Origin of the sequence: Thalassotalea sp. PP2-459, assembly GCF_001913705.1 — a bacterium.
GTDB classification, from domain to species: domain Bacteria; phylum Pseudomonadota; class Gammaproteobacteria; order Enterobacterales; family Alteromonadaceae; genus Thalassotalea_C; species Thalassotalea_C hakodatensis.
This window is the reverse complement of sequence record NZ_MKQD01000065.1, coordinates 168243-183521: the sequence shown is the minus strand read 5'-3', so window position 1 is coordinate 183521 and position 15279 is coordinate 168243. Positions and strand designations below refer to the sequence as shown.

Below are 15279 nucleotides of genomic sequence, written 5' to 3'. Positions count from 1 at the left end.
TTAACAACAACATAGCCCCAATAAAGGGGCTATGTTGAACTTCTTGCGTGATAGTATTTAGAACTGCGCTCTTACACCTAAGGCATAACGTGAGCCAAAGTCTTCATATCCAGATAATAACTTTTTATCTAAGTCATAGAATTGGCTTAACGTTTCATTCGTAATATTAATGCCTTCAACAAATACCTGGAAGTTATCATTAATATCGTAGCTTGCTCTAAAATCTAATTGACCAAAGTTATCAGTCGATTTAGGACCGCCAATCCAACTTACCGCTTCATTGATAAAATCTGAACGGTAATTGTACGCAAATCTTACTTTTACTTGTTCTTTTTCATAAAATAAAATTAAATTTGCGTTATGTTCTGAAAGTCCTTCAAGCGTTAGCTCTTCACTATTGCCTAAATCACTATAGTCTGCACTACTATCAATATTTGTATAATTGGCTTGGATACCTAAACCATCAAATGGTGCTGGCAGGGTATCAAACACTTGCTGATATGCAATTTCATAACCAGTGATCTCACCTTCACCACCGTTACGTGGTCGTGTATCACCGAACTCAACACCTAAAATAGTAACAGGCTCCGTTGAAACGGTAAGAAATGAATCTAATTGCTTATTAAAAGCAGCAAATGTTAACGAACCAACGTCATTGAAATACCATTCTAATGACATGTCATAGTTAGTAGATTTGAAAGGCGTTAAGTTCGGGTTGGATGCACTTACTCGTTCTGCACCTACATTGGTAGAGTAACTAATTCTAGTTGATAAGCTACTGATTGTAGGTCGTGTTAATGACTCTGAAAATGCACCACGTAATAATAGGTCACCTTCTTCATCCAGCTCTATACGAATACTTGCACTAGGTAGTAGTTCTGAATAGCTATTGTTAAAAGAGGTAGCCGTAGGATCACTTAAGGTTACAATTCTGTTTTCCACAAAACCATCAGGGTCAACAATATCTACTAATTCGATAATTTCTTGGAATTGACCTGTTGATACTTGATCCGTTTCAATATATCGAGCACCAATTAGCGCATCCCAACGTTCACCCATTAGTGATAATTGAAAATACGCCGCTAAGCTCTCTTCAGTTACACTACCGCTACCACCAGGGTTAGCTTGTGGCTCAAAACCACCTGCAGCAATGCGTGCTTCAATACTTTCTCTGTCAGCTGCTGATAACTGACTTAAAGCGGCTTCACTAGTTAAGTAAGCAGGGAAGTCATCAAAATTAAAGTCTATCCAAGCATTCGTGAAGTTACCACTCGCTTCACTCATATAATTACTTGGTTTGAATGTGCTGAAAAATGAAGTGTCCGTATAATTTATTTTTCCGCCATTATAACAAGTTGCACAAGGTCCGCGTAATGATGCGTTGATGTCTTTTTCACGGTCTGAATAGTAAAGACCAAATTTAGTGCCGTAAAGCACTCCCATATCATCTATCACATAATCAAAGTCGACTTTCGCTTCAAGCACGCTATCGTTCGTGTCATTACCTTGTTTAGCAACAACATGCGACTCCCAAATACTTGGATCAGTAAGATCTTGCCCAGTCGTAATTTGCGGGAAGTCACCTACCATATTAAAGGTTACGTCAGTATCTGCTCTAGCGATAAAAAATCTATCTTTACCATAGCCATTACCTTCAGCTTCAGAGTAAGCAATATCCGCTACCATGCTGAGGTTTTCGTTTATGGTCCATTTATGATTGTAACCGAATTGGAACGTTTGCGTATCACGCGGGTTAGCCCCTTTGATCACGTCAACTCGACCATCTTTGGTAGCCGATGTCACAAAATTATTGCTATCAACAACAACATCGCTAAAGCCAAGAGACCTACCCGCATCTAACGGGAATGCCGCTTGATAACTTGTATCATCAACATCAAACAATGAAAACAAACCATCGATTGTAATTTCATGATCGTCTGCAGGTTTCCATTGGAATACCGCAGTACCACCTAAACGTTCACGATCTTGGTTAAAAAGTTGGAAACGCTGAGCTGCAAGAGTTTTTGCGCCTGTAATGGCCTGACCATTAGCTGTTTGATTTGCATCAAAGTCCATATCTCTATAGCCATCAGAAAACACGCTGTCTAATCTTGCCGTACGTTGACTATAGGCCAATGAAAACAAGAAACCCATGGTGTCATCATCAGATGTTGTACTGTAGAGTGTAGAGGCTTTTATATCATTTTTTTCTGAATTAGTGTCATATGTACCAGATACTGAGCCGATCATTTTCGAGCCTTCAATCTGGAAAGGACGCCATGTTGTAATATCTACCGTTCCACCAATCGCCCCTTCCGTTAATGCCGCATTTGAACTTTTGTATACCTGAGCACCATTGATTAAATCGGCTGATAGTACATCTAAGCTAAACTCTCGACCTGCATTTTCTGTTGCTAACATACGACCATTAGCAAGCACTGTATTGAACTCTGGCCCAAGCCCCCTAACAGTAATAAATCGACCTTCACCACCAGAACGGTCAATCGAAACACCGGTAATACGCTGAAGTGATTCAGCAACATTACCATCAGGAAAAACCCCTAAATCTTCCGCAGAAATACCATCAGTAATACTATCAGAACTTCGCTTAGCATCATTAGCTGAAAACATGCTTCGTTTGATACCCGTTACTTCAATTACTTCCACTTCTGATTTTTCAGCTTCTGAAAGCTCTTGACCGATTGCGATAGACAATGGGGAAAGAGCAAAACTGCTCGCTAGTACAGCACTTAAATATGTCGCTTTATTTTTCATCATTTACCCTTAATTATCTTGTTATTATCAAAGCGACATCTATGATGTATATTTCCTAAAAAATATCAGGAATAAAACATTAAGACTTTCATGTTCGTCGCTAGGTATACTATTGATAGCAACTTTGCTGTTTTTTTGCTTATCAGAAAAACACTAATGATTCTTAAATAATCACATTCGTATATTCTTGCTGAAAAAAATAATGAATTTTATTGGCACGAGAGTATCAACACGATAAAAAATTAGACACAAGGCTAACAAATGAAGAACTCTACCAGGCGTGCGAGCATCTACTGTAGAGGTTAATTATGGAATGTTACGCAATAAATAACACATGTTTTATGTGCAGTAAGCCTTACTGCACACATGATAAAGCATTCGATAAATCGTCAATGAGGTCTTGAGGGTCTTCTAATCCTACAGATATTCTCATATCTCCAAGTGATATACCCATTAACTTAAGTTGTTCAATTGGTTGCTCTTTATAACAACTAATTGCTGGCGCATAAATTAAACTTTCATGTCCGCCCCAACTAACACCTCGTTGGAATAAAGCTAATGCATTAAAGAATCGCTTAATCTCAGCAATATTTTCTGTTGCTAATTGAAAACTCAATAAACCTGAGAAACCCGTCATTTGTTTACGAGCTAATGTTGCTTGTTTAAAATCATCGAGACCAGGGTAAAAAACCGTTTTAATTTTCGGATGTTGCTGTAAATAACGCGCAATTTTTCCTGCACTATCACTATGACGTTGCATTCTTAAGCTCAACGTTCTTAAACTACGTAATAATAAATTGGCCTCAACAGACGCTAGCTTACCACCTAATAGCTCATATTCTCTTAGGTGTATTTGTTCAAGGATTTCGGTACTGCCTATGAGTACACCTGCCACAATATCACTATGCCCACCTAAGTATTTTGAACATGAATGCACCTCAAGATCTACCCCGAAGGTTAGCGGTTTTTGGTAGATAGGTGTTGCCCAAGAGTTATCAACTATTGTTGCAATATTATGTGCTTTAGCCAAATCGACAATCGCTTCAATATCTTGCAATGAGAACACAACAGACGAAGGACTCTCTAAGTAAATTAGCTTTGTATTAGGCTGTATTGCTTGGCGAAATTCTTCAACATTATCCCCTGATACATAACTCACTTCTGTGCCCATTTTAGGTTTCATAAAGCTATTAATGAAACTCAACGTAGGACCATATGTATTCTTAATGGTGATCATATGATCACCTTGAGACATAAAATGTAAAATCCCTGCTGATACCGCTGCCATGCCTGATCCAAACAACTTTGCTTTTTCGCCTCTCGCTAATTGAGCAAGCTTTTTTTCAACAAACGTAACGGTTGGGTTGTTTCCTCTTGAGTATATGACACTGTTTGCTTTATCTGTAAAAGCATGCTCAATTTCTTCCCAAGTTTGAAAAGTAAACAACGAATTTTGATAAATAGGAGGGACAACCGCACCATATTTATCACAATTGTCATCGCCATCAAAAACTAACTCTGTTTCAAAATGTCGTTTAGGTGTCATGAATCATTTCTCTTAGTTCTTTTCCAAAGATATTGCACACCAAGCTGCGCAAAAATAATCGCTATTGCCATATTGATTAACGATAAAAACTGCCAGCTCCAGTATTCTCCAACAGAAACTCCCAATGAGGCATAAATAAATACAGCGGTCGTACTCCAAGGTACTAGACTTTCAATCATCGTCCCCGTGTCTTCTATTGATCGAGATAAAATAGGTGCAGGCACCCCCATCTCTTTATATTTAAGTGAGAATGCTTCTCCGACAATAAAGCTATTTGCATACTGGCTAGAAGTTAATGCATTGGTTAATCCAGACGCGAATAAGGTGCTTGTGATAAGGGTCTTTTGATTATTCACTTTATGAAGCAACGAACTTACAATGGTTGGTATTACTCTCATTTGATCGATAGTGCCAACATAAATAAACACTAAGATAGTGATCACTATCGGTTCAATAAGTGCGTATATTCCACCACGATTTAGTAATCCATACACTAACGTCATTTTGTCACTAGAGACAGACGAGAGCATTTCTACGTTAAAGCCTTTATGTAAGGTATTGAATAGATCAGTAACAGAAACCTGTTGAAACATTAACGCTAAAATACTGGCAACAATGGAGGAAAGAATCAGTGTTGGTAATGAGTGCCAACGTTTAATAGAACCCCATAAAATAAGCACCGGAGGTAATAACAACCAAACATTAAAATCAAATAACGAGGTTAAATAAAATTTCGTTGATGTTAAAGTTTCCATTTGATCTGACGTGATCGTTGTTGGATATACATAGCCTAAAATAAAATATAAACAGGCAGATAAAAGTGCTGCCGGCACCGTAGTCGTTAACATGGCTTTTATATGCTGTTGCACTTCAATTTCAACGGCAATCGCTGCTATGTTTGTGGTGTCAGACAAAGGCGATAATTTATCTCCGAAATATGCCCCTCCAACAATGGCGCCAGTTAACATCGCCAAATCAGCATTAACCACTTGTCCAACCGTTATTAATACTAAACCTAACGTTGCTATTGTGCTCCAAGATGAACCTGTGCAAAGTGAAAAAATAATCGGAACAACAAACGCTGTTAAATAGATATGCTGCACAGAAACCATGTCTAAGCCAAGATAAATCAACATCGGGATAGTGCCAGATACCATCCAACTACCAATGAGAATACCAATAGCAAACAAAAGTAAAATAATGGGAAATGCTCGGTTTAATTTAATCAGAATAGCATTGATAAGTTGAGGCCAAGTATGCCCCATCAACAAGGCTTGGCTGACAACAATTGCCGAAGCAATTAAAAAGACAATTTCTAACGCAAGTGCTGGTTGCTCAAGAACGATAGGTCGATAAATCAAACCGTAAACAACAGTTAATAGCAAAACCGCCACTGCAAAAAATGAAGCGGATAACTGACCCTTACTATTAACTGCTTTCATTATTAATGTTTACTCTGTTTTTTCGAAATACGTGCTACCCAACCACCACTTGGGGCTAAGTGAATAGAAAGAGAGCTATGTTGATTAACTGATTGGTACTTTTTCTTATAATCGCTTGCATACTTATCAGCATTTACACCATCTTGGAAAAATTCCATTTGATACTCTCCCTCACTTAAGAAGTCTAAGTCAATCGTATGATTTGCTGCTTTACTATTACCCAGCGCAGCCAAAAACCATTCCTCACCAGAACGTCTTGCCATGACAATATGATCTGCAATTTTTGCTGATAATATAACTGTTTCATCCCAAACGGTTGGTACTTGGCTAATAAATGCGGTTGATTCATGTTCTTTAAGATAGTTTGAAGGGCTATCTGCCAACATTTGCAAAGGACTTTCAAACACAACGTATAATGCCATTTGATGCACACGAGTAGTTTTACTCATCGGCCTATTAAATGATACATGGAAGTTTTCTGGTTGAGTATTTACCATTGCACCCGGCGTGTAATCCATAGGCCCTGCCACCATTCTAATAAATGGCAAGGTTAAGTTATGCTCAGCAGTGATATATTCAGCCCATTTGTTATGTTCTAATCCTCTTACACCTTCGCGAGTAATAACATTAGGGTAAGCTCTTCGAAGGCCTGCTGGTTTATATGAACCGTGAAAATTAACCAATAATTGATGTTTTGCAGCAACTTCCGCGACACGCCAGTAATAATTCACCATATGTTGATCATCGCGTTGCATAAAGTCCACTTTGATGCCTTTAGCACCCCATTGTTGATAGGTAGCGAGGATATGGTCTAAATCTTCTTCGATTGTTTCCCAGATCACCCATAAAATAACATCAACACCTTTTTCGCGACCGTATTTAATAATTTCTTGCAGGTCAATCGTATCTACGATTTTTAATGCATCACCGAGTTCATACCAACCTTCATCTAAAATTATGTATTCGATGCCGTACTTTGACGCAAAATCGATGTAATACTTGTAAGTATCAGTATTAATACCAGCTTTAAAATCTACACCATATACATTGTTTGCATTCCACCAATCCCATGCAACTTTCCCCGGTTTTATCCAGCTAGGATCATCAATTTCCAGTTCATCAGCTAAAAGGTAAGACAACTGATTTGTTAATAGCTCTGCATCATTTTTACTTATCGCAAAAATTCGCCATGGAAACGTAGTTGGTGAATCAGTATTCATTGTTGCAATATCGTTCGCACGTTTATTGATCACTTCATTGCGATCAGAGCCAGGCTTCAATGCAGACGAAAGCACACGTTTAGGGTGTATTCCTTCTAATGCTGTTTGGCTAGTTCCTCTAACCCAAAGCCCTGGATAATTCCTAAGCCCACTCTCAGTAAAAACAAGTTTATACTCTTGTGTGTCGACCAATAAAGGTAGGCTAGCCATCTGCTTATTATTGATTTTTTTCAACTTAAGTGGCTGATATGTCCTTTCATTATGAGAGTAAAAACTCTTCTCTAATGGATATTGAACTAAGTGATCGTCAACAAAGTTTACTTTAACAACTTCATTATCTACGGTGAATTTTCCGTGTTTATTTGTGATAAACCGATAAGCAACACCTTCATCGAATACGCGAAACTCTACTGATGTGCCATTATCAAAATGTAACGTCAATTGATGATAATGTTCAGTGATAGTAGCTGTTTTTTGCTTAATGTACGGAGTGATGGTTGAATCAACATATTTTTTGTCAACGCTAACGACCGACGCTGTAGACAAACTTTCTGCATGACTTAGCGAAATATCAGCTTGTGCGTTTTCTATAACAAGGTTTTTTTCAATAGAGACAGAGTAACGTAGGTGCTTACCGCTGGTATCAATATTGACGAGAATTTTTTTATCTGGAGATGTTACAGAGTATTCTTTAGCAACCGTTAAACCCGAAAATGCCAAAAGAAAAAGAACTGATAAAACCTTGTTATGCATTTGCATTACCTTCTTTACTTTTTAAAGTTAGTTGGCATCCTTGCTAACTAATGGGAGATATGTGCCTATGTACACACTATTGATTCAAATTAAAACACGCTGAAATAGAAATGGCTTTCTGTTTATTCAGCAATCCCTCCCAAAAAGTAACCTTTATACTGTTAATTTGTCTTAATGATAGATGACCTAAACTCAAGTGGTGACATATGTAATTCTTTTTGAAAAATATCATAAAAGCGGCTTACAGAACCAAATCCAGCAATGTTAGCAACATTAACCACAGGCTCCTCCGTATCAACAAGTAAGGCCTGTGCATGCTGTAAACGTAATTGATTAACATATTGTTTAATGCTAATTTTCATCACGCGGTTAAACAATTTCATTGCATAATTTTTATGTAAACCCGTTGCGCCAGTAACATGTTCTATCGTTATTTTTTCATCATAGTTTTCTGCAATATAAGACAGCATGGTTTGCACATGGCTAATACCGCTTACAATGCTTGATTTTTTACTTTTACAATGGCGTTCAACCAAGTCAAATGTTGTAAAGTTTTCAATGGCCATACGGTTAATACGGCTACGAATTTCACTAATCACTTGCACCGTCAGTTGTGGATCATCTTTGTTTAAATCGTTCTCCCAAATATCGGTTACTAAACGATCGCTTTCATACAAGCTTTCCGACACTAATACTTCACCATAAAGTAAAAGCTCAATAAATCGGTGAGGGAGTTTCCATGAAAGAAAGGCCTGTAAAGGCAAATATAAATTCACCATATAGCCATCTCCTTTGTAATCCGTCATTTGGTGCGGTATTGATGCCCAAAACAAAATCATCTTACCTTCCGGAACTTCTATATGGTTACCATTAATTAGATAGCTTGCCGAACAGCCAAAAAGGTAATTGATTTCAATATGGCCATGCCAATGGCTATGCTCCATTATTTGAGGCGTATGTTTTTGAAAGCCAAACTTTGCATCTTCACCTTGAACTTCCAGAGGTCCAGACTCTCTAGGAATAATCCTATTAATCCAATTCAACATAATATCCCCTTCAACTAATGCTTTTGATCATCATATTTATGCCACATAGCACGAATATTACCACCAAGTTGCATACAATATAATTAAAATTACGATTATCATCACCGCTGAAATATTAAACGTTGTCTTAGTATCGAACGACACTTCTTGAATGTTCACACAGGTATTCTTCTGCTTTTCTGTGGTAAGTAGAGAAACAACGACACAGCTAAACAAACATAAAACAAAAACCAAGCCAACACGATCCATGAAAGGAAGCCCAGGCCATAATATTTTAAATATCAAAGAAAAAACTGCAGAACCAATTGCGGCCGCAAGTGCCCCTTTAGAATTGGCATTACGCCAAAACATACCCAGCATAAAAATGACAACAATACCTGGGGTAAAAAAGCCAGTAAACTCTTGAATATATTGAAAGGCTTGATCAAATTCTCCCAATAGTGGTTGGGCAACGACCAGTGCAATGGCAAGCGCGATTAACGCTGACATTCTGCCTATTTGTACATAATGACGCTGTGACTTTTCAGGCACAATTTTAGCGTAAATATCCATGGTAAAAATGGTTGAAATACTATTTGTCATTGAAGCCAGTGAAGAGACAATAGCAGCAACTAATGCAGCAAATACTAAGCCTTTTAACCCAACAGGCATTAAGGCCATCATTGAGGGGTAAGCTAAATCAGGAGAGGTAAGTTGAGGATACAACACCACAGCAGCGATTCCTGGCAATACCACGATAATGGGCATTAATAACTTTAAAAAAGCAGCAAATGCAATGCCTTTCTGCGCTTCGTTGATATTTTTTGCCGCTAATGCTCGCTGGATAATATATTGATTAAACCCCCAATAACTAAAGTTCATCACCCATAAGCCGCCCACAAGTACAGATATACCAGGTAAACTCATATAGTGTTCATTGTCAGCGCTAAGGATCATATCGAAGTGACTAGGCATTTGCTCAGTCAGAATCGAAAAGCCAGCAATAACACCTTGACCATCCGACACAGCATTTAACGCTAAATAACTCAACAACAAACCGCCAAATACCAATAACACTACCTGTAAAATATCGGTATACGCCACAGCCTTTAACCCACCATAAAGTGAATAAGCAATTGAAAAAACGGCTAAGAATATCATGCCAAACATCCAATCAACGCCAGCAACAGTTTCGATCGCTAACCCACCTAGCCATAACACGGCAGTCAAATTAACAAAGATATAAACCGCTAACCAAAATAATGCCAATGTCGTTTTTACGTTGGTATCAAAGCGTTGCTCTAAATACTGAGGCATGGTGAAAATTTTGTTTTTCAAAAAAATGGGAAGTAAATACTTACCTACAATTATCAAGGTAATTGCCGCCATCCACTCATATGAAGCGATGGCTAAACCAATAGCATAGCCAGAGCCTGACATACCAATAATTTGCTCCGCTGAAATATTTGAAGCGATAAGTGATGCACCTATTGCCCACCAAGGAAGCGCCTTACCTGCTAAAAAATAGTCTTCGGTATTTTTACCTTCTTGTTTTTCTTCCTTTGATATCCATAACGCTATTATTAGTAGACCAATGACATACGCAATAAACACACTTACATCTAACATTTCGAGTTTCACAACGAACAACCTTTACGCAAATTAACAAACCCTCAGACGTTATAACTTGCTTAGGTTTGCTTCAACTAAACTCTTATCAATTACTACTTATTAGGAGCATTTAGTTTTTTATCCGGACTACCCAAAAGAATTCATGTTTGTCTTTTATATTGGCCACTAAAAAAAGCCGCATTATTTGCGGCCTTTTTTTAGTGCAATGTCCCGTCCTGAAATGTATTTACATTTTTACTATAGACAATAATCCTGATGCAGGTACCTCAACGTCAAGTAAAGACGATTGCAATCGTTTGATAGTTTTACTCACAACGTTACCTTCACAGTCTTGAACAATTAATTGTACCTTCTGCCAGTCATTCTCAAACTTAACAATAACAGACGTGCTTTTCTTTGCATTAAGGATATCTGTTTGATTGACATCGTGTTCACTGATATTAGCGATTACGTCATCATAAAGTGCAATGATTTGCTTTTGCCCTTTCTCACTTGAAATAAGCGGATAATTAGCAAAAATACCTTTAGGTTTAAATGAACCATTAAGTAAAACATCTTTATTTTCAGACCAATATTGCGTGTAATGCGTAACCATATTTAAGTGGCTTTTGGGTAGCTCCGCCAGCCTCACTGATAACTGTGGTACAGAATGGAAAATATTCAATAATTGTAGTGCCGCAATTTCTACAGGCTCTTCATAATGCCACATTAGCATATCAGAATGTACCGCAGTGTCTCCGCTCAGTAATCTTAAATCAACGATTCTTCTTCGGTTCGTTACTGCGCCATTTGGAATATCTGTTGCGCGAAACATATTGCCATACTTTCGCATAGCCGGCCCTATGTATCTTTGTCTAAATTCCACCATGACATCAGGGTTAATCTCTGTCAGTTCAGTGATCAAATCTGACATCAGCTTGTCTACGGCTTCATACACTGACGCAAAGTCACGACCATCTCGCTTTTCAAGTACGGTATCTTTATTTGTTTTAAATTGATCAATAAAATCTAACTTTAAACCATCCCATTTCCAATCTTTAATCGCGTGAACATAATGATCAATTAAGTACTTTCTTACTTCAGGATAACGCGGATCTAATACATAAGTCTCTAATGATTCACTATGACTTAAGTATTTACCTTTAAATTGTTCAGCTACTTTTGCTTTTTCTCCTACAAAAGGAATGGAATACCAAAGTAACGCTTTCATGCCTAACTGATGAATGTCATCGACAAATTTTTCAATGTTATTTAACCGCTCTGGCTCCCAATCACCTGTGTATGCGTATCCTCTATTACTGTCTTTCGTTTGCCAACCATCATCCACAATAATAGCTTTATAACCTAACGAAGCCGCTATTTTCGCTTCAGCAAGTAATTCTTCATGATCAATAACTTGATGATAGCTATACCAAGTAGAGTACATAGGATCAGTAGCATCATTTGGCACATGTGTCGGTTTAAATTCAGGCATACTAGCCCACCAACTAGCAACATCGCTTAATGATTGATAGAACGGAACGCTGCGCATATCGATTCGAATTTTTACAGAATAGGTGTTCACCGCTTTATGTTTTTCAGATAAAAACTCAAGCTCATGATAAATCATTGAGTCTTCTTCTCGCACTTTCGCTGAGAGGTGTACTAAATTTACCGCGTCACTAACAGCCACAGTGTAGCGATTAACATCATCGTGACCAAATAATGTATAAACAGGAGCATTTCGCGTTAGCATTGAATCTAGCGCTTTGCTACTCCAGTCTGCTGGAATAATATGATCATTATTAAAGATAGGGTTCCACACACCAGCAATGTCGTGTGACGGCGTTTGCCATTTTACAGAAAACGTTGTTGGTATTGCTTTTTCATGCTTATCATTTAACGATTGATGAATTGTCGCATAGTATATGCCGTTTTCCATTCGAACATCGCTGGTCGAAAATGAAAAATCACTTTTAAGCGATTGTATTTGGAACTTTTGTCCGTTAATTGAAAACTCTTGCTGAACATTTTCAGCGCGCACATTGTTTAAGATAATTAACAATGTAAAAAATAATAGTGCTTGTATGGCTTTCAAAAGAAAACTTCCTAATCATATAAAACAGTAAGCCAAATGCTATCACTAAAACCCTCAACGTCCGTCTCATTTAACATGAAAACACTCCCAAAAAATCATCTTTTTTGACAATTCATAAAGACTTTAACGATATAATATCACTAAAAACGTCGAGTAAATTAAACACAATATTGTTAACGCATCTACATAGAATGTAAAACTTCTTCGTATATTAATGAAATAATACTGCCGTACTTCCCTGTTTCAAACTGCTTACCTTTGAAACTGTAGTGCTTTTCATCACCTTCAATTAATGTATGTCGTGCATTTGTCAGTAACACAATGGCTAAATCATGCTCTGGATCTATCACTGTAACTGTTCCTGTCCATCCTGTGTGACCATAAGCGGAAGAACTAGCATAGGGACCGAAGTGCCATTTTAAGGCGCCGTTATTACTACGACGCCAACCTAAACCAAAACTACCATCGCTATCATCAGGCTTAGTAAATTGATCTAAAATGCGCTGATTAAAAAAGTGTTTATCGCCATAGCCACCACCATTTAAAAGTGTTTGCATCAGTACACCGATTTCTAATGTTGTTGAAAACAGACCTGCATGTCCGGCTACGCCATTAAAAGAATGAAAGGCTTTTTCATCGTGTACTTCACCTTGCAATACATACTTACGGACATTACTAAAATCAACACGACCGCCTCTGGTTGTGCCATGTACTTCTGTTGCGGCAAACTGTTGTTTATATTTACCTTTATCTAAAGGGTTAAATAATGTGTCGGTTAGCCCAAGTTGTTGGTATATGTGTTGTTCGACATAAACATCTAATGACTGTCCGGTTATTCTTTCTATTAACATGCCAAGCAACATAAAGTCTGTATCGCTGTACATGTGCTTAGTATTACGCCCAACAACAAAGGGCACATTATTTAGAATGAGTTGCTTGGTTTTTTTATGGTGTTGAGAATAAAAGCTCTCACCTAATTTATTCTCTTTGGTAAAGAATCGTACTTGAGGTGCGTAGCCTGCTGTATGCGTTAGAAAATCTTTAACTAAACGGCTATCTCTACCTCCACCACTGTAATCTGGTAAGTAATAAGAAAGCGGCTTAGTCACATCGAGTCGTCCTTCTTCTGCCAATGTCATTAAGGCAAAATTAGTCGCAAACATTTTCGTATTTGAAGCAATATCAAAAATGGTATTTTTCTGCATTTTTACCGGCTGTGCTAAAAGCTCACCACCATCTGCAAATTTTCTGGCATAACCATATGCCTGATGTTTAATAATGTTGCCATCTTTTATCACTAATAAAGCGGCGCCAGGAAACCCTTGCTCAATATCATCAGTAATTTGTTTATCTACCGCTGAAAAGCTTTTAAGGTTTTTAGCATTTTTATTCATAGACTTATCGACGAGCGTAGGATAAGGAATAACAATATTAATTGTGGCACCTTCAGGTATTACATTTTCAACTCTAAGCGTGTTATCACCATTTTTAGTGCGTCGTGCCAAGCTGTATTGATAGCGGTTTCCAGCAACCATTGGAGAAGCAATAGAAATCTTTTGGCCATTAATGTAAATATCAGCTGATGTAGCGTTCATGCTATCAATAATAATTTCGCCGCGCCCTTTATACGCTTTAAAAATTGCTCGGTCATTTACCAATTCTCTTTTGCTGCGTTTTTCTTCCGCGTCAGGGAATACTCTATCTATTTGCCCGCGTTTGGCACGATATACAGGTTCTATCACTGGTTGCAGTTCAAACTGATAGCGTTGCCATAACGCTTCAAGCTTATTGGGCTTGTATTTTTTCAATAACGCAAACAATGTCGCGACAGTTTTAGCATCAGCTTTCCCATTAATATTCCAAGGAATAAAATGCATTTGAAAAGCGGTCAATGTATCAATGGTATTACTATCTAAAATCCCAGTTTCAATGATCCCATATCCATAGCGATTAAGCGCTTTTTGTACTAGGCCGATATTCGGAATATCTCGCTGAAATATTTGCCAGTATTGATCCATATCTGACTTTTCATACCAAGCACCGATGCCGGCTTTGTATAACTGATACCAAGGAAATCTAGGGCCTGGATCCGTCTTTCGAGCCGGTGCAATATCGGCATGGCCAACCACTTGCGTAGGACCAATATCAGGGTTTCTTGCTAATATGTCTTTTGATAGTTTAATTAATAGCTGTATTTGTTCAGGGTCATAATCAGGAAAAATACAATTTCGGCTATCACTGCTTCTACCTATAAGTGCTTTATTTTCAGTACGTTTACATTCTGGTACGTTGACTATTTCTATACCAATTGAATGATCATTTAAATCTCGTCTTCCTTGCCAATAACTTGAACCCGCGTGCCAAGCGCGGTCTTGTTCATCAACAAGTCGATAAATATTTAAATCACTATGATCATAGGTGTTGTCTAGTCTTTCAGGTAATAGATAATGGGAGCTCACACCGCCTTTATCCACTAGCGCCGTTACCGAGCGTTCATAATTGATCGCCGTATAATGCATCACCAAAAATTTAATGCGTTTGCTATAGTTTTCAGAAGGTAATTCTTCGATGGAAAGCGAGCTACAGCTTGAGAGAAAAAGCAAGTATGTTGCCATCAATGCTGTAAGGGCTGTTGGTTTTTTATACGGCGACAATAAATTATTTTTAAAATAAGACACTAGCATGATGTAACGTTCAAAGTTCCTGTTTAATGTTATTGTTTAATCAATGATAATTAACAATGAGCAAACAATAAAATTAAGAAAAATCCCCGTAATTACGGGGATTTTTATCTAAACCATTTATCAAT

Annotated in this window: 8 protein-coding genes; all 8 read right to left on the bottom strand. The window is 37.8% G+C overall.

The window, feature by feature from the left end; all coding sequences use genetic code 11:
• Positions 1 to 57 precede the first annotated feature (57 nt).
• Complete coding sequence (locus BI291_RS15585) at positions 58 to 2778, bottom strand: TonB-dependent receptor (protein WP_254849598.1); 2721 nt, start codon at positions 2776 to 2778, stop codon at positions 58 to 60.
• Positions 2779 to 3130: 352 nt separating this feature from the next.
• Positions 3131 to 4321 (bottom strand): PLP-dependent aspartate aminotransferase family protein, encoded by a 1191-nt coding sequence (locus tag BI291_RS15580; protein WP_074499723.1) that lies wholly within the window; start codon positions 4319 to 4321, stop codon positions 3131 to 3133.
• A complete protein-coding gene (locus BI291_RS15575) occupies positions 4318 to 5763 on the bottom strand; it encodes a Na+/H+ antiporter NhaC family protein (protein ID WP_074499719.1) in 1446 nt (481 codons plus the stop codon). Before BI291_RS15575 ends, BI291_RS15580 begins: the two co-directional genes overlap by 4 nt.
• 2 nt (positions 5764 to 5765) lie before the next feature.
• The gene (locus BI291_RS15570; RefSeq protein WP_074499716.1) at positions 5766 to 7736 is read right to left on the bottom strand and encodes a glycoside hydrolase family 97 protein; all 1971 of its coding nucleotides are present in this window, start codon (positions 7734 to 7736) and stop codon (positions 5766 to 5768) included.
• A 161-nt stretch (positions 7737 to 7897) separates the two neighbouring features.
• Positions 7898 to 8782 carry a helix-turn-helix domain-containing protein gene (locus BI291_RS15565; protein WP_074499714.1) on the bottom strand — a complete coding sequence of 295 codons (885 nt, stop codon included), beginning with the start codon at positions 8780 to 8782 and terminating at the stop codon, positions 7898 to 7900.
• Between the two features lie 57 nt (positions 8783 to 8839).
• The gene (locus BI291_RS15560; RefSeq protein ID WP_074499711.1) at positions 8840 to 10402 is read right to left on the bottom strand and encodes a sodium/sugar symporter; all 1563 of its coding nucleotides are present in this window, start codon (positions 10400 to 10402) and stop codon (positions 8840 to 8842) included.
• 217 nt (positions 10403 to 10619) lie between these two features.
• Complete coding sequence (locus BI291_RS15555; RefSeq protein WP_083602114.1) at positions 10620 to 12470, bottom strand: glycoside hydrolase family 36 protein; 1851 nt, start codon at positions 12468 to 12470, stop codon at positions 10620 to 10622.
• Between the two features lie 182 nt (positions 12471 to 12652).
• Entirely contained in the window at positions 12653 to 15154 is a 2502-nt protein-coding gene (gene pbp4b / locus BI291_RS15550; protein WP_074499709.1) for a penicillin binding protein PBP4B, read from the bottom strand.
• Between the last annotated feature and the right edge of the window lie 125 nt (positions 15155 to 15279).